Annotated in this window: 26 protein-coding genes; 6 read left to right on the top strand and 20 right to left on the bottom strand. The window is 64.2% G+C overall.

The features are described from left to right. Positions 1–2 precede the first annotated feature (2 nt). The 5 genes from SALA_RS12480 to SALA_RS12460 form a co-directional block, all read right to left on the bottom strand. Entirely contained in the window at positions 3–1,151 is a 1,149-nt protein-coding gene (locus SALA_RS12480) for an efflux RND transporter periplasmic adaptor subunit (RefSeq protein WP_011542720.1), read from the bottom strand. Between the two features lie 4 nt (positions 1,152–1,155). After that, entirely contained in the window at positions 1,156–2,427 is a 1,272-nt protein-coding gene (locus SALA_RS12475) for a TolC family protein (protein WP_011542719.1), read from the bottom strand. 59 nt (positions 2,428–2,486) lie between these two features. Then, a complete protein-coding gene (locus tag SALA_RS12470; RefSeq protein ID WP_041383326.1) occupies positions 2,487–2,795 on the bottom strand; it encodes a hypothetical protein in 309 nt (102 codons plus the stop codon). A 20-nt stretch (positions 2,796–2,815) separates the two neighbouring features. After that, entirely contained in the window at positions 2,816–3,187 is a 372-nt protein-coding gene (locus SALA_RS12465; protein WP_011542717.1) for a DUF3703 domain-containing protein, read from the bottom strand. 62 nt (positions 3,188–3,249) lie between these two features. Then, entirely contained in the window at positions 3,250–3,912 is a 663-nt protein-coding gene (locus SALA_RS12460; protein WP_041383325.1) for a cation transporter, read from the bottom strand. Positions 3,913–4,016: 104 nt separating this feature from the next. Here SALA_RS12460 and SALA_RS12455 point away from each other — a divergent pair, with 104 nt between their 5' ends. Then, positions 4,017–4,439 carry a MerR family transcriptional regulator gene (locus SALA_RS12455; RefSeq protein WP_011542715.1) on the top strand — a complete coding sequence of 141 codons (423 nt, stop codon included), beginning with the start codon at positions 4,017–4,019 and terminating at the stop codon, positions 4,437–4,439. Between the two features lie 85 nt (positions 4,440–4,524). Here the strand turns inward: SALA_RS12455 and SALA_RS12450 are convergent, their stop codons facing one another. The 7 genes from SALA_RS12450 to SALA_RS12420 form a co-directional block, all read right to left on the bottom strand. Then, the gene (locus SALA_RS12450) at positions 4,525–4,893 is read right to left on the bottom strand and encodes a copper-binding protein (RefSeq protein ID WP_011542714.1); all 369 of its coding nucleotides are present in this window, start codon (positions 4,891–4,893) and stop codon (positions 4,525–4,527) included. Continuing rightward, positions 4,890–8,024 carry an efflux RND transporter permease subunit gene (locus SALA_RS12445; protein ID WP_011542713.1) on the bottom strand — a complete coding sequence of 1,045 codons (3,135 nt, stop codon included), beginning with the start codon at positions 8,022–8,024 and terminating at the stop codon, positions 4,890–4,892. The genes SALA_RS12450 and SALA_RS12445 overlap by 4 nt, the downstream gene beginning before the upstream one ends. Next, positions 8,021–9,247, bottom strand: a complete 1,227-nt coding sequence (locus SALA_RS12440) for an efflux RND transporter periplasmic adaptor subunit (protein ID WP_003046445.1) — start codon at positions 9,245–9,247, stop codon at positions 8,021–8,023. The genes SALA_RS12445 and SALA_RS12440 overlap by 4 nt, the downstream gene beginning before the upstream one ends. Further along, the gene (locus SALA_RS12435; RefSeq protein ID WP_003046442.1) at positions 9,244–10,470 is read right to left on the bottom strand and encodes a TolC family protein; all 1,227 of its coding nucleotides are present in this window, start codon (positions 10,468–10,470) and stop codon (positions 9,244–9,246) included. The genes SALA_RS12440 and SALA_RS12435 overlap by 4 nt, the downstream gene beginning before the upstream one ends. Before the next feature lie 66 nt (positions 10,471–10,536). Continuing rightward, positions 10,537–10,803: a hypothetical protein gene (locus SALA_RS12430; RefSeq protein ID WP_003046439.1), complete on the bottom strand. Its 267-nt coding sequence runs from the start codon at positions 10,801–10,803 to the stop codon at positions 10,537–10,539. 64 nt (positions 10,804–10,867) lie between these two features. Beyond that, positions 10,868–11,230 (bottom strand): hypothetical protein, encoded by a 363-nt coding sequence (locus tag SALA_RS12425; RefSeq protein ID WP_003046437.1) that lies wholly within the window; start codon positions 11,228–11,230, stop codon positions 10,868–10,870. 102 nt (positions 11,231–11,332) lie between these two features. Next, positions 11,333–12,154 (bottom strand): MauE/DoxX family redox-associated membrane protein, encoded by an 822-nt coding sequence (locus SALA_RS12420; protein WP_003046430.1) that lies wholly within the window; start codon positions 12,152–12,154, stop codon positions 11,333–11,335. 80 nt (positions 12,155–12,234) lie between these two features. On the opposite strand from SALA_RS12420, the gene SALA_RS12415 reads away from it, so the two are divergent. Both SALA_RS12415 and SALA_RS12405 read left to right on the top strand, forming a co-directional pair. Continuing rightward, entirely contained in the window at positions 12,235–12,633 is a 399-nt protein-coding gene (locus SALA_RS12415; RefSeq protein ID WP_039578962.1) for a MerR family transcriptional regulator, read from the top strand. 646 nt (positions 12,634–13,279) lie between these two features. After that, positions 13,280–15,394, top strand: coding sequence for a TonB-dependent receptor (locus SALA_RS12405; protein WP_011542710.1), 2,115 nt, complete (start codon positions 13,280–13,282; stop codon positions 15,392–15,394). Between the two features lie 307 nt (positions 15,395–15,701). On the opposite strand, the gene SALA_RS12400 is transcribed toward SALA_RS12405, so the two are convergent. From SALA_RS12400 to copC, 8 genes are all read right to left on the bottom strand, one after another. Then, positions 15,702–16,979, bottom strand: coding sequence for a hypothetical protein (locus SALA_RS12400; protein WP_011542709.1), 1,278 nt, complete (start codon positions 16,977–16,979; stop codon positions 15,702–15,704). Between the two features lie 185 nt (positions 16,980–17,164). Further along, positions 17,165–17,758: a c-type cytochrome gene (locus SALA_RS12395; protein ID WP_237700963.1), complete on the bottom strand. Its 594-nt coding sequence runs from the start codon at positions 17,756–17,758 to the stop codon at positions 17,165–17,167. A gap of 264 nt (positions 17,759–18,022) precedes the next feature. Next, positions 18,023–18,499 carry a YybH family protein gene (locus tag SALA_RS12390; protein WP_011542707.1) on the bottom strand — a complete coding sequence of 159 codons (477 nt, stop codon included), beginning with the start codon at positions 18,497–18,499 and terminating at the stop codon, positions 18,023–18,025. Positions 18,500–18,551: 52 nt separating this feature from the next. Further along, on the bottom strand, positions 18,552–20,873 hold the full coding sequence (locus SALA_RS12385; RefSeq protein ID WP_011542706.1) for a heavy metal translocating P-type ATPase: 2,322 nt from the start codon (positions 20,871–20,873) through the stop codon (positions 18,552–18,554). A 166-nt stretch (positions 20,874–21,039) separates the two neighbouring features. After that, positions 21,040–21,717, bottom strand: a complete 678-nt coding sequence (locus SALA_RS12380; protein WP_011542705.1) for a class I SAM-dependent methyltransferase — start codon at positions 21,715–21,717, stop codon at positions 21,040–21,042. 137 nt (positions 21,718–21,854) lie between these two features. Then, positions 21,855–22,544 carry a helix-turn-helix domain-containing protein gene (locus tag SALA_RS12375; RefSeq protein ID WP_011542704.1) on the bottom strand — a complete coding sequence of 230 codons (690 nt, stop codon included), beginning with the start codon at positions 22,542–22,544 and terminating at the stop codon, positions 21,855–21,857. A gap of 32 nt (positions 22,545–22,576) precedes the next feature. Continuing rightward, positions 22,577–23,545 (bottom strand): copper homeostasis membrane protein CopD, encoded by a 969-nt coding sequence (gene copD, locus SALA_RS12370; protein WP_011542703.1) that lies wholly within the window; start codon positions 23,543–23,545, stop codon positions 22,577–22,579. A gap of 6 nt (positions 23,546–23,551) precedes the next feature. Next, complete coding sequence (copC, locus tag SALA_RS12365) at positions 23,552–23,941, bottom strand: copper homeostasis periplasmic binding protein CopC (RefSeq protein WP_232003687.1); 390 nt, start codon at positions 23,939–23,941, stop codon at positions 23,552–23,554. Between the two features lie 158 nt (positions 23,942–24,099). Here copC and SALA_RS12360 point away from each other — a divergent pair, with 158 nt between their 5' ends. Genes SALA_RS12360 through SALA_RS12350 form a run of 3 tightly spaced genes read left to right on the top strand, consistent with a single transcriptional unit; the run spans position 24,100 to position 25,366 of the window. Further along, positions 24,100–24,345 (top strand): hypothetical protein, encoded by a 246-nt coding sequence (locus SALA_RS12360; RefSeq protein ID WP_137870392.1) that lies wholly within the window; start codon positions 24,100–24,102, stop codon positions 24,343–24,345. A gap of 2 nt (positions 24,346–24,347) precedes the next feature. Then, positions 24,348–24,785, top strand: a complete 438-nt coding sequence (locus tag SALA_RS12355; protein WP_011542701.1) for a periplasmic heavy metal sensor — start codon at positions 24,348–24,350, stop codon at positions 24,783–24,785. Beyond that, complete coding sequence (locus SALA_RS12350; RefSeq protein ID WP_003046398.1) at positions 24,782–25,366, top strand: RNA polymerase sigma factor; 585 nt, start codon at positions 24,782–24,784, stop codon at positions 25,364–25,366. The genes SALA_RS12355 and SALA_RS12350 overlap by 4 nt, the downstream gene beginning before the upstream one ends. The last annotated feature ends 58 nt before the right edge of the window (positions 25,367–25,424 follow it).

Genomic DNA, 25,424 nt, shown 5'->3' with positions numbered 1-25,424 from the left:
GCTTAGTCCTCATCGCCTGCTTCGCCCTTGCCGATCTCGGCCTTGAGCGAAAAGCTGTTGGTGATGGCGATCTGCTCGGTGCCCTTGAGCCCGGAGCGGACGATGACATTGGCTCCCGCGCGGTCGCCGAGCACCACGGGGACAGCCTCGAACCCGTCCTTGGTACGCACGAACACGACGCTCTTGCCCTCGACGGTCTGGATCGCGGTCGCGGGAACGCTGATCGAGCCGACGCCGCCGCTCGCAGCCAGCGCGACCGAGGCGGTCACGGCTTCGCCGACGCGCCATTGGCCGGCGCGATTGTCGAGGATCGCGATTGCGGGCACGAGCTTCGTGGCCGGATCGAGCGCGGGCGAGACGAAGCTGATCTTGCCGGTCGCCTGGCGTCCAGGCGCGCTCACCGAGACGACGGCGCCGGGCCGGATACGACCGGCGTCGGCGGGCTGGAGGTTCAGCGAGAGCGAAACGCTCGAGAGGTTGGCGATGCGATAGAGTTCTGCATCGGCGGGAACCGTCTGACCGAGCACCACGCTGCGCGCGATTACCTGGCCCGAAATCGGCGCGGTAATGGCAATCCGGTTGAGCTGGCCGCCGCCGCCCCCTGCGGCGGATACCTGCTGCTGCGCGAGTTGATAGGCGATCCTGGCTTCGGTCGCGGCCGTGCGTGCCGCAATCACATCCTGCTCGGGCGACACGCGCTGTGCGAACAGCCGCTCCTCGCGTGCGAGATTGGAGTTGGCAAGCGCTAATCGGGCACGCGTGGCCTGCACCTCGCCCTGGAGCTGCGCGGCCTCGCGGCTCTCGACAATCGCAAGCGTCTGCCCACGGCCGACGCTCTGTCCGAGATTGCGGTTGAGCGCGACGATCCGCCCGCCGATCGCGGCCGACACGGCCTGCGTTCCTTGCGGATCGCCTTCGATCGTTGCGGGCAATTGCAGCGCGCCGGCGCTGCCGATGGTCGGGCTGCCGAGCGCGATCCCCGCGATCTTGATCTGCTCGTTGGTGAGGGTGATCTTGCCCTCGTCGGCATGGCCGGCCTCTTCCTCGCCATGCTCGTCGGCGGGTTTGGCGGTCTCGCCGCCACCGCAGGCGGCGAGGAACAGCGGCAGCGTCGCGGCGAGCAGCAGCTTTCGGTTGATAGTGATAGTCATCGGGTCAATTTCCTTCGAGCGGCGCGGGAGCCGTCAGGCGTTCCAACCGGGCCTTGGCGAGTTGATAGGAGGCGAGGGCTTCGATCGACGCGGAGCGCATCTCGGTCAGCGTCCGTTCGGCATCGAGCAGTTCGAGCTGTCCGAACTTGCCCTCGCGGTAGCCGATGCGCGCAATGCGCGCGGCTTCCATGGCCGAGGACAGAGCGGGGCCGCTCGCGACGCGCGCCGCCGCGGCCGCATTGGCAGCCTCGACTTCGGCGTCGCTGATCTTCTGCTCGATATCGAGCGCGGTGACGCGGCGCTGCGCGTCGGCACGCCGCCGTTCGGCATTCGCCTGGTCGACCGCGGCGCGTCCGTTGTTGAACAGCGGCAGCGGCACCGAGACGCTGAACACCGCAGCGACATCGTTGGTGGCTTCGAGCCGGCGAACGCCCGGCCCGACGGTAAGATCGGGCACGCGCTGCGAACGCGCCAGTTCGACGCCGGCATCCGCGGTGGCGAGGTCGGCATCGGCCGCCGCCAGCGCGAGCGTGCCAGCCGCCGATACAGGGCGGGGCGGACCCATGGTGCCGCTTCCGGGGCCGCCGAGTACCGCGACATCGAGCGGGCCGGTGACCGGGCGGCCAATGCGGCGCGCGAGACTGGCGCGCGCGGCATCGGCGAGGCGGCGCGCTTTCTCGGCCTCGGTTTCGGCGGTCAGGCGCGCGACTTCGGCGCGTTCTTGTTCGAGCGGCGAGGCGCGCCCCGCTTGCACTCTTATGGTCGCGGCGCGCGCCGTGTCGCCGGCGATACGATATTGGTCCTCGGCAATCGCGACACGCACTTCGGCGGCCGAGGCCTGGATATAGAGTTCGGTGACCTGGAACCGGATATCGGCCTGCGCAATCGCCTGCGCGATTTGCGCGCGGTGCGCCGCCGCATCGGCAACCGCGATCCGGGCCTGCCGCTTGCCGCCGAGTTCGAGCGGGATCGCGACGCTTGCCGTGATATCGGCGCCATTGACGCCATTATAGGGCCCGGTGCCGACGAAATTCTCGACTTCGACCGAAAGCGCTGGGTTGGGGCGCAGCCCCGCGACTCGGCGGGCTGCGCTTGCGGCATCAACGTCCGCCGCTGCGGCTTCCGCCGCGGGCGCGCTGCCGCCCGCGAGCGCAACCGCCTCGTCGAGCGTCAGGAGCGGTCCTGATATCTGCCGGCTTTCGGTGCCGACCTCCTGTGCCTGCGCTATCGCAACGCACGATGTGGCTGCCACGAGGGCAACAACGATCCTGTACATAATTCCATCCTCGATTGAGCCGATAGATCGCCGCGCGAATGCGCGAGCCCGTCAAGACGTCAGGCGAGGGGCGGGTCGAGAAGGGGCGGCAGGACGCGCGATGGTCGCTGCACGACCGGCGCGGCAAATAGTGGCCCACGCGCCGGGGCCAGCGGGGCTTCGCTGACCGTCTGATGCTGGTCCGGCGCCATGGGGCAATGATGATGGCCGCTATGGGCGAATTTCTTTGCCGGTTCGCCCGGCACTTGCTTGCCGCCGTCCCTGTCCAGCGAATAGGCGGTGCCTTGATCGGCAATATGCGCGGACGCGGGCTCACAGAATTGCAGGGTGCAAAGCAGCACGCCCACAATCACCAGCAGTCGCATCATCGCACCAGCCATAAAGCCCCCTATCGACCCGTCATCTGTTTGTCGCGGCGTGACATCGCGGCGGCCAGATCGGATGGAATCGCCATGGGTTGGAACGCGCTGACCCGCGCCCGCCCACTATTGCCTGCCGGGATCCGGCCCGTCAGCGATCCCAGAGGGACGAGGGCCAGCCGGAAAATCTGCCCCGCCGCTTCGCGCCAGTCGCCGAGCGCCATCGCGAAACCGAGCATGTGGCCATGCGACGACAGGTGAATGCCGAAGAAGGGCTGCGCAACGATGTGCGCGCGCTCGAGCGCGCGCCAGGCCGCGGGATAATCGCCGGCCCGCCGCGCGGCCCGGTAATGCGTCATCTCGGCGGCGATCAGGCCGGCAGCTTGACGTCGATCCAGCATGCTCGCGACATTTCCCTTTGCGTCGATTCGCCGGCCTTATGCACCCTGTAGCAACTACAGGGTCAAGCCTGACCACGAATCCCTTGTTCCGACAGTTGGCGCAGCTCGGTCCGCGCGCTGCGAAGAATTTCATAGGCCGAATGCAGGAAGAGCGCTGCAATGATGGCGGCCACTGCAAGGTCGGGCCAGGCCTGGCCGGTCCATGCGACGAGACCCGCAGCGATGATTACCGCGACATTGGCGACCGCGTCATTGCGGCTGAACAGCCAAACAGCGCGGACATTGGCGTCGCCTTCGCGAAACCGCGAGAGGACCGCCGCCGAGGTGAGATTGACGAGCAGTGCAACGAAGCCGATGCCGCCCATGAGCTCGGCTTCGGGCGGAACCGCTGTCAGGGCGCGCCACAGCGCGACGCCGATGACGCCGAGCCCGAGCGTCAGCAGGAACAGGCCTTGGGCAAGAGCGATGCGGGTGCGGGCGAGCGCCGTCCAGCCGATCGCGACGAGGCCGGCCAGCGTGATGGTGCCGTCGCCGATGAAGTCGAGCGAGTCGGCCTTCAGCGCCTGGCTGTTGGCGATGAATCCGCCGACGATCTCGATAGCGCCGAAGCCGAGATTTAGGATAACCACGATCCAAAGAGCACGGCGATAGGCCGGGTCCTTTTCCGCGCGCACCGGGTCTCCCGTGCAGCCGCAGCCGTCGCCGTTCTCGGATCCCTCCGCCATCGCGTCTTCACTCCATGGTGGTGGCGCGCTCTTCGCTTTGCCGCCTTCAACTTCGGACGAGGACCGCCTATACATCCTCCAGTCACTGGAGGATCAAGCATAATATGACCAAGCGGCTCGCGATCGGCGACCTTGCCCGGGAGACCGGGACCAAGGTCAACACCATCCGCTTCTATGAAGAGATCGGGCTGCTGCCCGAAGCCCTGCGCACCGCTTCGGGACGGCGAAGCTATGATGCGGCCGACCTTCGGCGGCTCGCCTTCGTCCGCCACGGCCGGCAGCTCGGTTTTTCGATCCCCGAAATCCGCTCGCTGCTGGCGCTTTCGGATCAGCCCGACCGCGATTGCGGCGAGGCTGCGGCGATCGCGCGCGCGCATCTTGCCGATATCGGCATCCGCATCGCGCGGCTCGAAACCTTGCGCTCGGCGCTGACCGAGGTCGCGACCTCCTGCGAGGGCGGCCGGGCCGCCGAATGCCGGGTGATCGAGGCGATCGCGGGCACCGAACTCGCGCTCCAGACCGATTGATCGATCCGACCGGACGCATCCGGGTTCGGGGAAGGAAGGGGCTGGCGCGCGCGACGACTGGCTTCGCCGCGCGCGCCGGCGGATATTATGGCGCCTTGTCGAGCTTGGTGATCGTCCCGGCCTTACCGTTCCAGTCGAGCTCGAACGCGACCTTGTCGCCGACCTTGATGTCCTTCAGCAGCTCGGGCTTTGCGGCGAAGCCCATCGTCATCGGCGGCCATTCGAGTTCGGCGATCGCGCCATGATCGAGCGTGACCTGTCCCTTCGCGCTATCGATTGCGGTCACGGTCGCCGTGCCCTTGCCATGTTTGGTTTCGGCGGGCATCGCCATGGTTCCGGCGTCATCGGCCATCGCGGCCTTTTCTTCGGTCTTCGGCGCTTCGCCCTGCTTGCCGCAGCCGGCAAGTCCTGCGCTGAGCGCGATGCCCAGTGCGATGGCGGTCAAATTCTTCATGTCATTTCTCCTTCGGGTTGAACGGGATGGGCCGCGCGCCTGCGCATCAGCAGATAGGCGGCGGGAATGATGAGCATCGAGAGCAGCGGCGCGGTCAGCATGCCGCCGATCATCGGCGCGGCGATGCGGCTCATCACTTCGGAGCCGGTGCCGGTCCCGACGAGGATCGGGAACAGGCCCGCGAGGATCACCGCGACGGTCATCGCCTTCGGCCGGACGCGAAGCAGCGCGCCCTCGCGAACCGCGGCCAATATGTCGCCATCGCCGCGATCGGCGAGCGCATGCTTGAGGTAGATGAGCATGACGACCCCGAACTCGGCGGCGACGCCGGCGAGCGCGATGAACCCGACCGCGCTCGCGACCGACTGGTTGTAACCGAGCAGATAGAGCAGCCAGAGCCCGCCGGTGAGTGCAAAGGGCAAGGTCGCCATGATGAGCAGCGCCTCGTCCCAGCGGCGGAAGGTGAGGTAGAGCAGGATGAAGATGATCGCGAGCGTGACCGGCACGACCACCTTCATCCGCTCGGTCGCACGAACGAGGAACTCGAACTGCCCGGTGTAGGAGATGCTGACGCCGGGGGGCAGCTCGACATCGCGCGCGATCGCCCGCTGGATGTCGTGCACCAGACCCTGCAAATCGCGGCCGCGGCTGTCGACATAGATCCAGGTCACCGGGCGGCCATTCTCGCTGCGCAGCATCGGCGGCCCGTCGCTGACCTTGACGCTCGCCACCGTCCCGAGCGTGATCTGCTGGCGCGACGGCGTCAGGATCGGAAGGGCCGCGAGCTCGCCGATGCTGTCGCGCATCTCGCGTGGATAGCGGACGCTGATCGGATAGCGCGCGAGCCCCTCGACCGTCTGGCCGATCGTCTCGCCGCCGATCGCGCCCGCGACGATCGCCTGCACGTCGGCGACGTTGAGACCATAGCGCCCCGCGGCGGCGCGATCGATGTCGACGTCGATATAACGGCCGCCAGTCAGGCGCTCGGCCCGCGCCGAGGCGACGCCGGGGACGGTCCTGACTACGCCCTCGATGCGCTTCGCGGTGCGGTCGATCTCGGCAAGATCCGAGCCCGCGACCTTGATGCCGACCGGGCTTTTGATCCCGGTCGCGAGCATGTCGATGCGGTTGCGGATCGGCGGGATCCAGAAATTGGCGAGCCCAGGGACCCGGACCCGCGCGTCGAGCTCCTCGATCAATTTCTCCTCGGTCATGCCGGGGCGCCACTGGTCCTTCGGCTTGAAGCGGATCGTCGTCTCGAACATCTCGAGCGGCGCGGGGTCGGTGGCGCTGTCGGCGCGGCCCGCCTTGCCGAACACGCTTTCGACCTCTGGCACCGTCTTGATCAGCCGATCGGTCTGCTGGAGCAGGCTCGACGCCCGCGCTGCTGAGATGCCGGGAAGCGCTGAGGGCATGTAGAGGAGATCGCCCTCATGCATCTGCGGCATGAACTCGCCGCCGATCTGGGTCATCGGCCAGAGGCTGGTGGCGAAGACGAGGCCGGCGATGAGGAGCGCCTTTTTCGGCCGTTCGAGCACCCAGTCGAGTGCCGGGCGATAGGCGCGGGTCAGCCAGCGGTTGACCGGATTGGCCTGTTCGGCCGGGATCTTTCCGCGGATCAGCCAGCCCATCAGCACCGGGATGAGCGTGATCGAGAGGATCGCAGCGGCCGCCATCGCATAGGTCTTGGTGAAGGCGAGCGGCGCGAAGAGCCGCCCTTCCTGGCCTTCGAGCGTGAAGATCGGCAAGAAGGAGAAGGTGATAATGAGAAGGCTGAGGAACAGCGCCGGGCCGACCTCGGCGGCGGCATCGGTGATGACGCGCCAGCGCTCGGCGCCCTTCAATTCCTCGCCCGGATGATCGCGCTCCCAATGTTCGAGATGCTTGTGGGCATTTTCGATCATCACCACCGCCGCATCGACCATCGCGCCGACCGCGATCGCGATGCCGCCGAGCGACAGGATATTGGCGTTGAGCCCCTGCAGCCGCATGACGATGAAGGCGATGAGGATGCCGAGCGGCAGGGTCAGGATGGCGACCAGCGCCGACCGGGCGTGCCACAGGAACAGCGCGCAGACGAGCCCGACGATGATGAATTCTTCGACGAGCTTCGAGGTGAGATTGTCGACCGCACGATCGATCAGCCCCGAACGGTCGTAGGTGGTGACGATCTCGACCCCCGGCGGCAGGCTGCGCTTGAGCTCGGCGAGCTTGGCGCGCACGCCGTCGATGACCTCGCGGGCATTCTTGCCCTCGCGCATGACGATCACGCCGCCCGCGACCTCGCCCTCGCCATTGAGTTCGGCGATGCCGCGCCGCGTGTCGGGGCCGATCTGGACCGTCGCAACATCGCCGACCGTCACCGGGATGCCGCCGCCGGCGGTGCGGATCGGGACGCTGCGGAAATCGTCGAGCGATTTCAGATAGCCGCCCGCGCGCACGATATATTCGGCCTCGGCGAGTTCGAGGCTGCCGCCGCCGCTTTCCTGGTTTGCGCGCTTGAGGGCGTCTGCCACGTCGGTTGCGGTCACGCCGAAGGCGGCAAGCTTCTGCGGATCGACGATGATCTGATATTGGCGCACCATGCCGCCGATGCTCGCGACCTCGGCGACGCCCGGCACTGACTTCAGTTCGAAGCGCAGGAACCAGTCCTGGAGGCTGCGGAGCTCGGCAAGATCGTGGCGGCCGCTCTTGTCGACGAGCGCATATTCATAGATCCACCCGACCCCGGTCGCGTCGGGGCCGAGGCTCGCCCGCGCGCCGTCGGGGAGCCGGCTCTGCACCTGGCTCAGATATTCGAGCACGCGGCTGCGCGCCCAATAGGGATCGGTGCCGTCGTCGAAGAGCACATAGACGAAGCTGTCGCCGACGAAGCTGTAGCCGCGCACGACGCGCGCGCCGGGCACCGAGAGCATTGTCGTCGTGATCGGATAGGTGACCTGGTCCTCGACGATCCGCGGTGCCTGTCCCGCATAGCTGGTGCGGACGATGACCTGGACGTCCGACAGGTCGGGCAGGGCGTCGACCGGAGTCGTGCGCACCGCGGCGATCCCGAGCAAGGTCAGGATCAGCGCCGAAGCGACGACAAGCCCGCGCGCCGCGACCGAGGCGCGAATAATGCGTGCGATCATTGCGCTGGCTCCAGCGGACGAACCGTGAGACCGGTCAGGCTCGCCTCGGAATCGAGCAGGAACTGGCCCGACGCGACGACCTTCTCGCCGGGGGCGAGCCCTCGCAATATCTCGGTCTTGCCGCCGCCTTCGCGTCCGGCGACCACTTCGGCGGGATGGTAGCGTCCGTCGCCCTTCTCGAGCATCACGATGCTGCGCGTGCCGGTGCGGATCACCGCTTCGCTTGGCACCAGCAGCGTTGGCTTGGCGTCCCCGCCGAGCGCGACGACGGCGAACATGCCGGGGCGTAGGCGACCGCCGCGGTTGGCGAGCTCGATGCGCACTGTCAGCGTCCGGCTGTCCGCCGCTGCGGTCGGCAGGATCGCGACGACCCGCCCGGTAAAAGCCTCGCCGGGAAAGGCGGTGAGGTTCGCGGTGGCAGGTTGGCCGATCTTCACCAGTCCGGCCTGCGCTTCGGGGAGCGCGGCATTGAGCCACACCGTTCCAAGTCCCGAGATTTCGGCAAGTGTCTGCCCCGAGGCGAGAGTCACGCCTGCACGGGCATTGAGCGTCTGGACCACGCCGCCGATCGGCGCGCGCACCGTCAGTCTGCCGCCGGTCCGTCCGCTCCGGTCGACCTCGGCGATCACGCCTTCGGGCATGCCCATCAGCCGCAGCCGCTGCCGCGCGGCCGCCGTGAGTTCAGGTTTGCCGAGCTTCTTGACGCTCAGATATTCGGTCTGGGCGCTGCCCCATTCAGGCAATTGCAATTCGGCGATCGGCGCACCGGCGCCGATGACATCGCCAGGCGCGAGGCGATAGACGCGTTCGACGAAGCCGCCCGAGCGCGCCTGGACGATCGCGACATCGCGCTGGTTGAAATCGATACTGCCGTTGACGTCGAAGGTTGCGGCAAGGCTCCCCATTTCGGCCGCGACCACTCTTATGCCGAGGCTCTGACGCGCCGACGGGTCAATCGACACGCCGGGCGCCGCGCCGCCACCCTCGTCGGCATATTTGGGCTCGAGCTGCATGTCCATGAAGGGCGACTTGCCGGGCTTGTCGAACTTCTGGTTCGGGAACATCGGATCATAATAGTAGAGGATCTTGCGCCCGCCGCTTGCCGTCTCGGTTGGTGCATCGCTCTTGCCGCTCTGTCCCAACCAATAACCGCCGCCGCCCGCGATCAGCACCGTGGCCAGGATTGCGACGCGCCAGCGCGCCGCTGATGTTGCATCGGTCATCGACCTGCCTCCCCATAAATATAATTGATCCGGATCGCGTCGCGCGCGACCTCGGCTTCGCGCGCCAGCGCATCGACTTCGGCCTCGGCAAGCGCGAGAGTCGACAGGAGCGCGGTCCCGAGGTCGAGCTTTCCGGCGGCGTAGCTTGCAAGATCGAGCTCGGCGCGCTTCTTCGCGAGCGGCACGAGCCGCGTACGTGCATTGGCGAGCTGCTCATGATGCATGCGGTGATCGGCGAGATCGGCGTCGAGCGCCGCCGCAATGTCTCGCTTGGCAGCCTCGCGGTCGAGCCGGGCGCGCATCGCCTCGCTGGCGCGCGCGGCGATCTTGGGGTCCTGCCGCTTTTTCGAGAAGAAGGGCAGGTCGACGGTGACCCCGACCGTGACGAGATCACCGTAATTGGGCTCGCGGCGCCCATAGGCCGCGTTGACGCTCCAGTCGGGTCGCTTGTCGGCGCGTGCGAGACCGGTCTCGGCGTCGGCGGCGAGGGCGCGGGCATCGAGTGCTCTGAGCTTTGGCAGGGCGTCGATGCCGGCGCGCAATCCTTGTTCGTCGATCGACTGCGGCGGCAAGTCGCCGAGCGTGTCGGCGGCGGGGTCGCCGGTGAAGCGGGCGAGCTGCGCGCGGGCGCGGGCGATCTCGGCGGCGAGCGCGCTGCGGCGATCGTTGATCGCGGCGCGAAGCTGATCGGGTTCGAGCGCCTGCGCCGGGCGCGCCGCACCGCTGGCAAGCCGCGCCGTCACGGTCGATTGAAGGTCCTCGAGGCCGCTATCGAGCAGGTCGAGTTCCTTCAGCTCCTTCTTGGCATAATAGAGATCGACCCAGGCGAGCGCGGTCGCGAGCCTGATGTCCTGCGCGGTGACCGCTTCGTCGGCGCGGGCGATTCCAATGTCGGCCTGCGCGCGGGTCGCGCGCGCGCGGCGTTTGGCGGGGTTCGGAAAATCCTGGCTGACGCCGATGACCTGCATCGTGAAATCGTCGCGATTGAACCGGCCCGCGTCGGGTCCGGTCACCGGGAAATCCTGGAGGACGATATTGAGTTTCGGGTCGGGCAGCCGGTCGGCGGCGATCGCCGCCGATTGGGCGGCGTCGACGCCCGCTTCGCGGCTTTGCAGTTCGGGTGCCTCCGATGCTGCTCGGCTGAGCGCCGAATCGAGCGTCATCGGCTCGGCGTGAAGAGCCGAGGGCAGCGCAAGCAAGGCTGCCGTAAAATATGGGCGCATGATGTCCCCCTGCTGTGGACTGGGCGAAAGCCTCCCCGGCGTCTGTACGCCGGGGAAGAAAGACCGTTACCCTTGCGGGGGCATCCTTTGGTCGCCGGACATATTCTTCATGCAGTCCGCCGGACTCACCTTCATCATGTCGCAGTCGCAATGCGCCATCTGTCCCGGCTTGTCCTTGACCCAGACGCGGACTCGCGAGGTGGTATTGGACTTGTTCGGCCCTGGCACCTGGCGGGTCTGCCATTCATGATGGCCGCCGGACGGTTCTTGGGCGAGGACGGGAGCGGCAAGCGTTGCTGCCGCGAGCGCGGCAACGGCAAAAAACGGTTTCATGTTGAATTCCTTGATTGAAAAGCGTGAAACCGCGCGCCGGGACGAGCCGGTGCGCGTCGGCAATTCAGGCAAGAAATAGGGGCGGGTCGGGTTCGGGGCCGAATGTTCTTCCGGCGAGGCGCCGGACAGGAAGCGGATCGAAAGAGCCGGCGACAAATGTCTTTTCGGCAAGGGGGGTAGCCGGAGAGACGACGGCGGGCGGTAGCGCGCAGCCCATCTTGGCGATGCAGTCGAGCGTGAGGCCCTTGCACGGAGCGCTCTTCTGGGATTTTTTAATCCCCATCATCTCCGCGCATTCGTCGCTCATCGCCGCCGCGAACGCCGTCTCGGCCGACGGGAGCGCGGGCGCCGAGGCGAATGCGGTCTCCTGCGCCAGAAGGCCGAGTAAGGCTCCGACAAGAAGTAGAAAGGTGAGCCAGCGTTTCACGGTCGAAGCATGATCCTTGTCAAACTTGGCGTCAATCTAAACCGGGGTGGAGATCCCGCTCACTTGTTCGCCGACTGTCCCGTCGTGGTTACGCCGGACCCGTTAAGAATGGCCCATTGTCATGGCGGCGGGCGCGACCAGCATCCACAGCGCCATGGCGATCATCATCAGATTTTCGGTCAGTGAGATGAAACCCAGCGGCACATTGCTGTCGCCGCCGACGCAGGCGCATTTGAGTTCGCGCTTGTCGATATACACCGCCTTGAACACCGACACGGCGCCGATGATCCCGATGAACAGCGCCACCGGAATCGATATCCAGTTCAGCGCGCCAGAAATCATCAGGATGCCGGCAAGACCCTCCGCAAAGGGATAGATGGTAGCATAGGGTACCCAGCGTTTGGCGAGCAAGTCATAGTTCAGGAACATGCTCGAGAAGCTCTCGATGTCGCGGAGCTTGAGGAAGGCAAGCAACGCCATGCTGAACCCGATAAACCATTCGGCGGCACGGATTGTGAAGGGCGTGCCCGACACCGCTTGGCTGGCGGCCAGCGCCATCAGCGCGGTGATAGAGAAGAGCGCGATGACGGGCTTATAGGTAAGCGCCTTAGGATCGCGGACTTTCAGACCGAGATGGCGCCTCAGATCGTCAAGACCGCCGATCCGCTCGCCTTCGATGAAGGTCTGCGGCGTCGTCGCGACGCCATGTTTCGCCTTGAATGCGTCGGTTTCCTCGCGGGTCGTCAGCCAGACATCCTCGACGTCATAGCCGCGGCTGCGCAACAGATGCAGCGCCTTCAGGCCATAGGGGCAGATATGCTGCTCCATCACCATGCGATAGATGGTCGCCCGCGGCTTGCCCGAAACCGCCGCACCAGTGTGCGCTGGCGCGCTTTCGTTCGCGCGCTGAACCTGCATATTCATCGATTCGCCTTTCTTGATTCCCGATCGCTTCCCGCTATATAGGCTCCGTACCATAGTACGGAGTCAAGGCCTTGCGTGACATGACCATCGGCCAGCTTGCCCGGCAGGGCGGCGTCAATGTCGAGACGATCCGCTATTACCAACGCCGCGGCCTGTTGCCCGTTCCGCCTCAGTCGGCCAGCGCCCCGTCGGAAGGCCGAGTCCGGCGTTACGACGAGGCGGTTCTGCGCCGTCTGCGCTTCATCAAATCGGCACAGGCAGCGGGATTTACGCTCACCGAGATCGCCGAACTGCTCGAACTCGACGCGTCGAGCGATCGCGCGCGAGCGCGCGAACTGGCCGACGCGCGCATCGCGGCGATCGAAAAGACGATCGCCGAACTCGATGTGGCGCGGCGCGCGCTCATGGGCCTGTCGCGCCAATGCGCTGCCGCCGACACGCTCCACTGCCCGATCATAGCGGCGTTCGAGCAGATCTAGCCCGACTGGTCTTGGGGGCGGATGGTGCTGACGGCCCGTCTCACCTCCCTCAAACTGGTGTCAATCGGTCGCAAATGGTTCCAGCATCCCGGCTACAAGCGATGGGATGGTAACTCCGGCTGCGACATCGAGCTGAAGGCTAGCGCGGATCGCAGCCGCAGTGTCTCGCCGCTGCCGCGTCCGGAGTTGCGACGGCCGTCCGAAGTGCCTGGGTCAGGCGCCATCGAATCTCCGCGGCTAGGACCGGCATCAGAGCGAACAAATAGGCTTCCACGGGGAAGACCTGACCATAGGGTCAAGCGAGCGATTGCGTCACGTGCACGGCGCCGACCAAGGCTCCGACGAGGGGCAGAAGCGAAAAGCGCCGCTTCTGGATGAAGGTAGGAGCCTTTGGGCGTTCCGGATCAACTTCATCCTGGCGATCTGAACAAATCGGGGAGCCCAATTCCGATGGTTTTACGTCGCCCGAACCATTTTTGAGGGATGAGTCGTTCTGGTGCGTAATCAATGTCAGTAGGGGATGTTGGGTGCTTGAACCCGGAAGCCGTAAGCAGCGGTTTCCGGGCATGCATGTTTTTGTCCTCGACTTCCCCGAAACTCATTTGGGCTGCGCGAAAGGGCAGTTCTTCGAAACAGGGGAAGCATAATGAACAAATTATACTGTTATTCGTCGACGAAGCGCGCAATGCAGCGAAGCTCGATGGCGGCGATTGCGGTGGCGGTCGCGTTTCCCGCGCAGGCTCAGGAAGCCCAGTCGGACGGCCTCGCCGAGATCATCGTAACGGCGGAGAAGCGCGAGGAAAATCTGCAGTCCGTTCCCGTCTCGGTGACAGCGATGACCGGCGAGGCGCTTACGGCAACGGGCATATCAAACGTCGAAGACCTCCAATTTTTTGTGCCGGGCGTGTCGATCACCAACGATTCCATGGCGATCATCAATATTCGTGGAATTGGCACCTCGGCGTTCGGCGTTGCGACCGACCCCAGCACGACAGTCCATTATGACGGCGTCTACATCTCGCGCCCGACCACAAACTATCAGGATTTGTTCGACGTCGAACGCATCGAGGTGCTGCGCGGACCGCAAGGCGTTCTCTTCGGTCGCAACTCCGCCGGCGGCACACTCAACATCATTTCCAAAATGCCTACGGAGGATTTGACTGGCGCGCTGGGACTCACCGTCGGAAATTACGAGAAGCGCTCGCTGAGCGGCACGATTTCTGGACCGCTTGGAGCGGGCGTCCGAGGCCGCCTCACCTTGCTTGCCAACCAGCGCGACGGCATCTACCGCGACGTCGTCTCGGGACGGCGATACCAAAACGAAGATAATCTCGCTGGACGACTGACGCTTGCGATTGACGCGAGCGACCGTCTTGAGATCGTGTTGCGGGCGGATGCCAGCCGTGATCGCGAGACCGGCGCGCGGTCTGTTCGGCCCTTTTATCCGCAAGGCTTCGTCGATGCGGGGGCGACGATCCCGGCCAATGACAAAGAGGCCGCACTCGACCGCCTGCCGCGTTACGATGTCGATGCCTGGGGCGTGTCCTCGACCATGAACTGGGACGGCGGCCCGGTCACGCTCCGCTCGATTACGGCGCTGCGCAAGAGCAAGGTCGTCCAGGCGCTCGACGTTGACTCGACTGACCTCTTCCTCCGCGATATCGAATTTTACGAACGTTCCCGCAGTTTCACGCAAGAGTTCCAACTTCTCAACAACGATGCGGACAAGCTGCGCTGGATCGTCGGAGCATTCTATCTGAATGAAAAGGGCAACGACGAAATACGGATCATCGAACCGGGTCGTCGGCTCGCGATCCCGGAAAACAATACGACGAATGCATTCGCGCTCTTCGGACAAGCAAGCTACGAACTCATCGACCGCCTGCGATTGACCGGAGGGCTTCGATACTCATACGAAAAAAAGGATTTCGGATATCGTGTCCTGCTGAACGGAAATCAGGTCGATGCCGGTCAGCCCAAATCATCCTGGACCGCCTGGACTCCGAAAATTGGGATCGATTACGACCTTGCCGATGACGTCATGGCTTATGCGTCGGCAACCCGCGGGTTCAAATCGGGTGGATTCCAGCTGGGAGACGGGCGGCCTTTCCTCCCGGAGTATGTCTGGAGCTACGAAGTCGGCTTGAAGTCGACGCTCCTCGATCGCCGGCTTCGAGCTAATTTTTCGGCCTTCTATTATGATTACACCAATCTTCAGGTGGTCGAGTATAATAATGGCGTTGCCAGTACCACCAACGCCGGCAAGGCGACGATCAAGGGCGTTGAAGCGGAACTGATGGCACGGCCGTTCGATCGCCTGACGCTTACATCCACGATCGCTTATCTCGATGCGCGCTACGATGTCTATTTTGACGACGTCGGCGCAAGCCTCAAGGGCAAGCGGCTGCCGAACGCGCCGAAGTGGAACATCACTCTCGGCGGAGAATATAAGGCCTCCCTGGGCGGCGGAATGCTGACATTACGGACCGATATCTCCTGGCGCGACAGCATCTTTTTCAAGCCCAGCAACAATCCGCTTTTTTCCGGAAACGCCACGACCCTTATAAATGGGCGTGTCGCATGGCAGCCGGCGAGCGAAGCGTGGGAAATTGCGCTTTATGGCCGAAATCTCACCAACGAGCGCTATGTGAGCTATAGTACGATCGGGACGGACGCGACGGGTGTCTCGAACCCTACTCTTCCGCTCTACATCTACGGCGAGCCGCGCCAGTACGGATTGCAGCTGCGCTACTTTTTCTGAGGTTCCTCGTCCTGCGAGGTCCCCCGGCGACTCCCCTACGGTCGTCGGTCCCCCTGGGCGCTTGCGCCCGGGGGGAATACTTCCTCTGAACGCAGGACATGATATGTCCCTGTTCTCACCGGCGCCGTTACTTGAACGGCCCTGCTGATGGCACGATGAGCCGGACAGTAAGATGGCACGAACAGATACGGGCTAGTCCCATCCTGAACGTCGGTAGCGCGCGCGATTTCGATGCCCGGCTTTCCCTGTGACGCCGCGAGGATGCAAAGACCAACTGCTTTCGGAGGCCTACGCGTCGTCGGCTGCCTCACGGCAATGGATGGGAGATCGCCTTGATCGCCTTCAGGCCCGTACCGAAGCGGGCAATGGCGACCCTGTTCTGTTCGAGCTCGGCGTAGGGCAGGTAGGAAATGTCGAGATCACCGATCCGGCTGAAAGCCGGGCGTCGGAGCTGAGCGCGGACATCGGCTTCTCGCGCATCGGGTGCAACCAGGAAAAGTGGCGTCGACAAATGAAGATTCTCGCTGCTCAGCGCGAGATCAAGCATGCGGACAATTCCGGAATAAATGGATGTCGAATGCTCGACTTCGAATGCCGCCGCGACCGTAGCCGTCGATTGCTCGAGCCATAAGATGTCGATCAGTCTTATGGCATCGCTTCCTTGAGCGGTTGCGATGGCATGCGGCAAGCTATCGAGGCATCGAGACCCGAGCGGTACACCCTCATGAAGGCGCCCCCGGTCATTTGCCGCTACCCAGACGTCATATCCAAGTGCAAGGCCGAGGTCCCGAAGCCAGGATTGGACTTCGCTATGCGTCCGGTCGCTCTCTTTCTGATTTGCAAGCCCCTTATCGAACTTGTCGGACTGTGAGCGCGTTTCATTCAGCAAGGCCATCCAATCGCGAGCATTTTCGCTCGAACCGCTGAGCGGTGGGGCTGGAAACCGTCCCGATCCGATATCGAACAGCAGCCCTCCTATCGCGCCCAAATCGTTGGAGAGAAGATCCCGGTAGCAATCGTTGAGATCCAGAATGCCCGCGCGCATCGCGAGAAAATGCTCCCAGCTGCCAAGCTTCACATTCGCACCCGTCAGCGCGTTGTAGCCCTTTACGATTGCCGTATTGAACGGAGGCACAAGGGTGGGATGCAGAAAATAGAGAATGTTGGCTACCGCAGGACCCAACCCCTTGATCTTCTGTCTGTCGATTGCGAGGATCCCGGCGACGACCTCCTCGGCGGTATCGCAACAGGAGCAATGGTGAAGAAGTCTGCCAAAAGCTCGTTGATTGTCGGCGTTCTCGTAGATATCCGGGATTCGGAGTTTGGGCTTCCACAAGAAAGCATGATCCGCACCTTTGAAAATCTGTCGTTGCTCGGCGATTGAATGAACAATGATCTCCAATGACGAGCCCCGATATGCCGCTCCGAAGGTGCCGGCCTCAATTTCGGCGACGACCTGCGAGATTCCTCTTCTGATCGACCGAAAATTCTTCAGTCGTTCCTCCCACAGGAACCAGCTTTGATAGGTCGAGCCGGAATCGCCGCGCCAGCGCTCGATCAGTTCGCGAACAAGATCGCGCTTCATGTTTATAGCCCCCGCTTGATCCATTCCGAATTGCTGTTTTCCACCTGCGGCTTGCCGGCCAAGACAGTTCGCTCGATCCGGCCCTTAGCGAAAGGCGAAACCTTCCGTCCCACCGGCAAGGTGGGCGGGAATGGAAGGTCGAAACGAGCCCGTTCACGCCCGGCGCTGCATAATTGTCGACGACCTCAGTGCCCTGCGTGTTCGCCCGCTCCGCTTGGTTTCTGACTCGCGCCTTCCGCCTCTGTCATGCCCTTCATCATCGCGTCATGGTCCATTGGCGCATTCTGCGTAATAGCCTGATATTGTGCCGGCGACAGGCCAGGGAGTTTTCGGACAAACGCGACCATATCCCAGATGAGACGATCATCATGCGTTTTCCCCCAGGCCGGCATGGCGGTCATCTTGATGCCATGCTTGATGATCCAGAATTGCTCCGCAGCCGAACGTTCCGAACCTTTGAACAAGATGGGCGCTTGCGGATACAGCCCCTGACTCATTTCGGTTTTTTCCATTCCGGGCGCCAGATGGCAGCCGCTGCACATCTCCGTGTATAGTCCGGCGCCCGATGCGATCCGCGCCGGAGCCGCCAAATCCGCCGGCACCGCGATCGATCCGGACCGGGCTGCGATGGATTGCTCCCTGAATGTTTCGATGACGCTGTAAGTCAGCCGGTTATGGGGGGCATCGGCCGCTATATTATATAGGCCGAGATAGACGGTGATCGCACCCGCGCCCGCTATCAGGGCAACCGCCAGCAGCGTGAACGTCACGCTCGGCATATGCTTTCGGAAATCGAAAGTTCGAAATCGCTCCATTATCTATCTCCCGCATAACAGGCCTTGAGCTTTGCAGCCGAACGCAATGCGGCGGCTGTGCAACAGATGATACGCACCCCAACAGCTTTGCCCTTGTCACAGACGAGGCAGGCGTTTCCGTACTTGCCGCGACGAGCCATTTCAGGGTGCCCACACCCGCTCGGGCTCATGCGTCCTGCTAGGTGTGGGTTCGGAGAGATCGTGAGGACTAGCCCCTTTTTTGCCCGCTCAGATGCCACCCGCCGGCCGCACCTTCGGCTTGCGTGAGGAGCTGTGGAGATTGAAGATCTGCCACTTTCCGTTGTCCTGTTTGAGGACACTCGTAGCGACGCCATCCCGTTCGATGGTCTCGCCGCTCGCGAGCACAATCGAGAAGCTGTAGGTCTCGGTTGCGATCGCGATATTTCCTTCGCCGCGAACCGAAATCTTGTAATTGCGGAAGGTGAAGGATTTGAATTCCTTGAGTTCGGGACCCATGTGATGGTCGCGATAGTGGGCGAAGTTCCCTTCAACGCCGCCGGACTCGAATATCTGGGCGTCTGGCGAAAAGAGGGCCTCGACGCCGGTCAGGTCCAGTTTCTCCATCGCCGATTTATACTGCGCGAGCGCTGCCGCCGCGCCCTGATAATCCGCAGGCTCGGTCGCCTGAGCCGGGACGGCCACCAGCATGGCCAATGCGATTGCTGTAATCGTCAGTCGTCTCATATCATTTCCCCTTGTTGTGCCGACACTTCACGAGTGCCTCCGGTGGTTTCGATCAGATTCTGGCAAAGCGCAGCCGCAAAGAATTGGCGATGACGCTGACGGACGAGAGTGCCATCGCAGCGGCGGCAATGACCGGCGAGAGCAATAGTCCGAAGACCGGATAGAGCACGCCCGCAGCGACCGGAATCCCGGCGACATTATAGGCGAAAGCGAAGAAGAGATTCTGGCGGATGTTCGCCATCGTCGCATGGCTGAGATGCCGCGCCCGCACGATGCCCAGAAGGTCGCCGCGCAGCAGCGTCACTCCCGCGCTTTCGATGGCGACATCGGTTCCCGAGCCCATCGCGATGCCGACGTCAGCGGCGGCGAGCGCGGGGGCGTCGTTGACCCCGTCGCCGGCCATCGCGACGATCCGGCCCTCTTCGCGCAGCCGCTGCACGACCGCACTCTTCTGGTCGGGGAGGACGTCGGCCTCAACGTCGTCGATGCCGAGGCGCCGCGCGATCGCCTCGGCGGTGACGCGATTGTCGCCGGTGAGCATGATGACCTTGATTCCGGCCTCGCGCAGCGCCGCGAGCGCGTCGCCCGTCGTCTCCTTGACCGGATCGGCGATGGCGATGACGCCGGCCGCCTTGCCGCTGACCGCGATGTAGATCGCCGTTGCACCGTCTGTACGAAGCCGGTCAGCCGCCTCGGCGAGTGCGCCCAGATCGACGTCATATTCTTCGAGAAAGTTCGCATTGCCGAGGACGATCGCCTTGTCGTCGACGACCCCGACGATGCCCTTGCCGACCGGCTGGTCGACTCCCGATGGCTCGACGAGCGCGAGGGCGCGGTCTTCCGCCGCTTTGACGATTGCGGCGGCCAATGGATGTTCGCTGCTGCGCTCAAGGCTCGCGGCAATCCGGAGGAGGTCGTTTTCCTCGAACCCTTCGGCGACTTCGATGGCGACGACCGAGGGTCTGCCTTCTGTCAGCGTCCCGGTCTTATCGACGACGAGCGTGTCGACCTTCTCCATCCGCTCAAGCGCCTCGGCATTTTTGATCAGCACGCCAACTTCGGCGCCGCGCCCCACGCCGACCATGATCGACATCGGCGTCGCGAGGCCGAGCGCGCAGGGGCAGGCGATGATGAGCACCGAGACGGCGGCGATAAGGCCGTAGGCCATGGCGGGCGCGGGGCCGAGAAGCGACCAGACAATGAAAGCGACGATGGCGACGACGATGACGCCGGGCACGAACCAGCCCGAAACGGTATCGGCGAGACGCTGGATCGGCGCCCGGCTGCGCTGCGCGTCGGCGACCATTTGTACGATCCGCGCGAGCATCGTGTCGCGCCCGACCTTCTCGCTGCGCATGAGCAGGCCGCCCGTCTGGTTGATCGTCCCGCCGATCAGCGCCGCGCCGGCCGCCTTGGTGACCGGCATCGATTCGCCCGTAACCATCGATTCGTCGACTGTGCCGCGGCCTTCTACGACGATGCCATCGACGGGGACTTTTTCGCCCGGACGGATGCGCAGCATGTCGCCGACCGCGACTTCCTCGAGCGCTACCTCCTCGTCGCTTCCATCGCTGCGGACGCGCCGGGCGAGCTTCGGTGTCAGGTCAAGGAGCGCGCGGATCGCGCCGCTCGTCGTTTCGCGGGCCCTGAGTTCGAGCACCTGCCCGAGTAGCACCAGGACCGTGATGACTGCGGCGGCCTCGAAATAGACCGCGACCGAACCATCGGCGGCGCGGAAGGCTGCCGGGAAGATTTGCGGGAGAATCGCCGCCATCATGCTGTAGCCCCAGGCAACGCCCGTCCCCATCGCTATGAGGGTGAACATGTTGAGGCTCTTGTTGCGGATCGAGAGCCAGGCGCGCTCGAAGAAGGGCCAGCCAGCCCATAGCACGACGGGGGTCGCGAGCAGCATCTGGATCCAGTTGTTCGTCTGGCGGCCGACATATTGGTGGAGGCCCGTCAGATGGCCGCCCATTTCGAGCGCAACCACCGGAAGGGCGAGAAGGAGCCCGATCCAGAAGCGCCGCCGCATATCGCGATATTCTTCGCTGGGGCCGTCCGATGCTGTCGGCATGACGGGCTCGAGTGCCATGCCGCAGATCGGGCAGCTTCCGGGGCCGGCGCGCTGGATTTCGGGATGCATCGGGCAGGTCCAGATGGCGCCTTCGGGTGCATCGGCTGCGGCCGGCTCGCTTTTTGCGGCATAAAGATCGGGATCGGCCTCGAATTTGGCGAGGCAGCCTGCGCTGCAGAAATAGTGATGCTTGCCGCTATGCGTCGCGGTGTGAGGTGTGGTGGCCGGATCGACCGTCATGCCGCAGACGGGATCGGTCGTGCTCCCGCTGCCTTTTTCTGCGCCCTGATGATCGTGCATCGCCGCCGCTCCCGTATGTGTCGGATGCCCGCCTCGCGGCGGGGCGGTCCAAACGCCACCGGTCGAGTTCGCCGCTGGCGTCGTTCCTGGCGGTTCCAGAATGGAGCCGCTTCTATCGATACGCAAGAAAGGCGATTATCCCTTGGATTTTCTTTGCCCTGTGCCGTCAGGTCCCGGGCTTTCGGGCCTCGATGATCGCGATCGCACCGGTTGGCGTGCGGAACGTCTCAAGTTCGCGAACATCGCAAAAGCCTGCCTCTCTCATCAGCACCGGGAGCAATCCATCGGCGTTGGGTTGGGTGTCCTGGACGCCGTCGAGCTGCTGGATCGTCAGGCGGAACAGCAACCGCATGAGGCGGCTGCGCTGTTCTCCATAGTCGGTGACATAGAGTTTGCCGCCCGGCGCGAGCACCTGCCGGGCCTCGCGTAGCAGACGTGCCTTTTCCTCAAGCCCGACCTGATGAAGGACGAGGCAGATCGCAATCTTGGAAGGCGAGGGCCAGTCATCGATCGCCGAAGCCGCGAAAAAGCCAACTCGAAACTCCGGCGGTGGAACAATCTGCGCGGTCTTCGTTCGGGCAATTCGCGTCGCGGCCTCGTCGGGGTCGAAACCAAGATAGCGGACGTCCCGGCTATGGCGAGCGATCGCCAGCGCGAGATTTCCCGTACCCGAGCCGATATCGAGAATGACGTCACCCTCGCCGAGCGCCATATGGCGAACGAGACGGTCGCGCCACACGCGCTCGCGCGTCGTCACCGCGACGCCGAAATCATAAAAGGGCGTCAGGAAGTGATATCCTGCCGCTGGCGTGTAGGATCTTGCTACGGGTTTCGGGTCGGGCATGGCCGTCTCCTTTCGACGCTTTGGCTTGCCGCCGGATTGCGGCCGCACTCGCCGGTCTCGAGGAGACGCTTAGGGGCAAGCAGGCGCGGCGGTCTTGAATGTTTCGCCGGAGCGACGCGGTGCGAGGCGCATCCGGCTCAGGGCACGATTTCGAACGCGAAGGCGCTAAGGCCAGCCGAAGGCGTCACGCCTAGCCATTGAGCGCAGCGGCGCGTGAAGTGCGACTGATCGGCGAAGCCTCCCGCCGCCGCTGCGTCGGCGAGACCTCCGCCGCCGACCAGCGCCCGCACGGCGCGTTGAAGCTGGAGCCACTGCAGCAATTTGGCCGGAGGCACGCCGAAGTCGCGGCAGACGATTTCGCGAAGGCGCGAGGGCGAGAGGCAGGCGACGTCGGCCAACGCGCGCGCGGTCGACAAATCACTAGGGGCCGCGAGCGCCTCGGACAGGCGTGCATCCACCGGACGCACCTGCGACCGGTCGAGATAGTCGGACGCCCAGCGCTTCGCGTCCGCGCCGCTAGCGATATCGCATAGTCCGGCCGTCTCTACTGGTGTCAACAGGACGGGCGCCGATCCGGCGGACAGCCGCGCGTCGGCACGAAAAAGCGGGTCGAGATAAAATGACCGCACGAGGGCGCCCGGCGGCCCGAGGCGGTGCCGGACATGCGACGCTATCGCAATGGCGTGTCCGGCGGGAACTATCAGGTCGGCATCACCGGAAATTTCGAGGTCGCGTTCGATGGCGAGGCTGATCTGGTGCGCCACATGGTTATGGGGACGGCTGCTCCCGATGCGCGCGTCAATGAGCGCCCAGCCGGTCCCGAGCATGATCGAACCCGACCAAGAGGCGGTGCTTGGGGTCAAACCGGATCGGCGGTGACGAAGGGTTCGAGCGTGCCGAACCAGGCAACCAGCGCGAGTATGGCGAGCGCGGCCGACGCTTCGATGATGAGGCTTCTGCGCATGGCTGCAATCGCGAGGTCGGGGTCGGCGTCGACATTGTCGGTATCGGTCCCCGGGACGGCGGCCGCGAGCGCCGGGGTCAGCCGCCAGCGGTTCGCCGCCGCGAGCGCCAGCATCAGTCCGAACAGCGCAAGCTTGGCGAGAAGCAATTGTCCATAGGGCGAGCCGAGGGAACGGCCGAGATTCTCGGCGCCGACGATCATCTGGCTGTTGACGAGGCCGGTGGCGGCGATGACGAGGGCGCAGATCGTACCGACGCGCGAGAATTGATCGAGGCTCCGCGCCGCAATTTGGAGTCCGCCCGGCCATTCGCGGACACGACGTGGTGAGATCAGGATCAGGAAGGCGCCGATCGCGCCGATCCAGACCGCCGCTGCAATCAGGTGCAAGATGTCGCTGATCCGGTGCACGGTGCCTGCGGCGCCTTCGGTCGCGCCGGCGTGGCCGGACCAGACCAGACTCGCGACGGCCACCGAGCCCGCGGCCGCGAGTACGGCGGCCGAAGTTGTCGGCCAGCGGACCATCCAGATCGCGACTCCCAGCGCGAGCAGCAGCGCTGCGCTCCGGTAGACCCAGGCTGTGCCGACCTCGGTCTCGCGAACAAGGTCCCAAAAAGGCTGGAGTTCCAGGGAGAGGAGCCCCACACCCTGCATCGAAGCCGCGAGCACGCCCATCCCCAAGATGGAGAGAAGCAGTCCGGCGGCGCAGAGCCATCGCTCTGCGCGCCAGATCGAGGCCATCATCGACTGCGGCGCAAGGCGTTCGCTCCGTGTCAGCGCAAAAAGCGGGAACGCAGCAAGGCCGGCGATGAGCATCAGGTCCGCATAAAGTGCGAACCTGATGCCGATCAGAACGGGGTCCCCCACCGTCTTTTACTTTACGGTGAAGCTGAATTCGCTGCCCATGCGGTGGGTATCAGCGCCCGCCGCCGACCATGTGACCTTGTAGGTTCCGGCTGTCAGCGGCCGCTTGAGCATCAGCATCGCCGACTTGCCCTCTTTGCCCATCATCGACGAGTAAGGCACCTTCATCGGGGCATGATTGGCCATGCCGGGCATGCCGGTCATGACCAGCTCGGTCTTGAGGGTCGAGGCGACGATCTTTTCGTTGAACTGAAGATTGACCGACGTGACCTTCGAAACGGTCGAATTGGCGGCGGGCGTCGAGCTGACGAGCTTGGTGTGCGCGCTTGCCGTGGCCGGCATGAGAAGCAGAGCGAAAGCCGCCGCTGCAGAGGGGAGAAGAGACTTGAACATGAACACCTCCAAATGCGTGTCTGTCCTGCTAATACGCAGGATATCGGCATGGCCCTCAAATATTCCGGAATAATATTCTGGTGTGAGGGGTGAGGCGCTTCGGCGCGTATGTACAATGATGGAAAGGTTTGAAGAGACGATCGATGGATAAGGAGCTTCGCATTTTGAACAGGATCGATCTGCCCGCAGCGCTCGATGCGCTCGATGATCGCATCATGGGCGCATTGGCGATCCGCCGGCGCGAAGCGGTAGCGATGCGCCGCCTGATGGCGCTCGCGGCCTTTGTCTCGCTCGGCGGCGGTGTCTTTGCGGGGAGTGCGATTTCCCAGCCGGCGGTCGCGGCAAGCCCCCTGACCCCATTCGGCCCGCCTAGCGCATTGGTGCCTTCCACCTTGCTGGATGTACAGTAGCGATGCCGTCGCGCCGTCTTCTTCTCTTGGGGCTCATTGCCTTCGCCGCGGCGATTGCCGGCGTGTTCATCGGCCGTCTGGTAGCCGATGCGCCCAAAGCCAGCGAAACCGAACTTCATGCGCTTCTCCACAGCCAACTCGACCTGACCCCGGAGCAGGAAAAGAAACTCGAGCGGATCGAAGCCGACTTCGCCGGTCGCCGCCAGGCGCTCGAACTCGAGATGCGCGCCGCCAATGTCCGGCTCGCGCAGGCGATCGAAGCCGAGCATGGCTATGGACCGCGCGTCACCGAGGCGATCGACGAGACGCATGAGGTGATGGGGACATTGCAGAAGGAAACGCTCCAGCATCTCTTCGCGATGCGCGGGGTTCTCAACCCCGATCAAGCGGAAATGTTCGACAAAAGCGTGGTCAAGGCGCTGACCGCCGATGCGCGGTGAGCGCCGACCTATCGCAATGTAGCGACCAGGATCTGGCGGCCTTTGCGCGCGCGCACCGCGAAGACGCCTATCGCGAGTTGCTGCGCCGTTACAAAACGGGCGTCTACCGGCTCATCGTAAAGCAGATCGGCGATGCCGACGAGGCGATGGATTTGACGCAGGAGACGTTCGTCTCCGGCTTTTCGGCGCTCGATCGCTATGATGGCGAACGCCCCTTCCGCACATGGATCGCCCGTATCGCGCTCAACAAATGTCGCGACTGGGCACGACGGCGAAAGGTGCGCGCCTTTTTCTCCCGCGCGCTCCCGCTCGAAAATGCGCATCACGTAGCAAGCGATGGTCCTGGGCCCGATTCCGCGGCGACCGACAGGCGAGAGCTCGCCAGGGTTCGCGGGGCGATCGATCAGCTGCCGCAGAATTTGCGCGAAGTGTTGCTCCTCCGCGGTGTCGACGAGGTCAGCCAGGCCGAAACAGCGGTCATTTTGCGGGTCAGCGAGAAAACAGTCGAAACGCGCCTCTATCGAGCGCGGACCAGGCTCCGGGAATTGCTCGCGGGAACATCTGCGAGCGCCGAGGGTTGAGGGTTCGACCGCTCGTTCAGGCGGCATCTCCTCATCGTCCGGCATTTTTATTGAGGGG

Origin of the sequence: Sphingopyxis alaskensis RB2256 (assembly GCF_000013985.1) — a bacterium.
Taxonomy (GTDB): domain Bacteria; phylum Pseudomonadota; class Alphaproteobacteria; order Sphingomonadales; family Sphingomonadaceae; genus Sphingopyxis; species Sphingopyxis alaskensis.
This window is presented reverse-complemented; position numbering and strand designations above follow the sequence as displayed.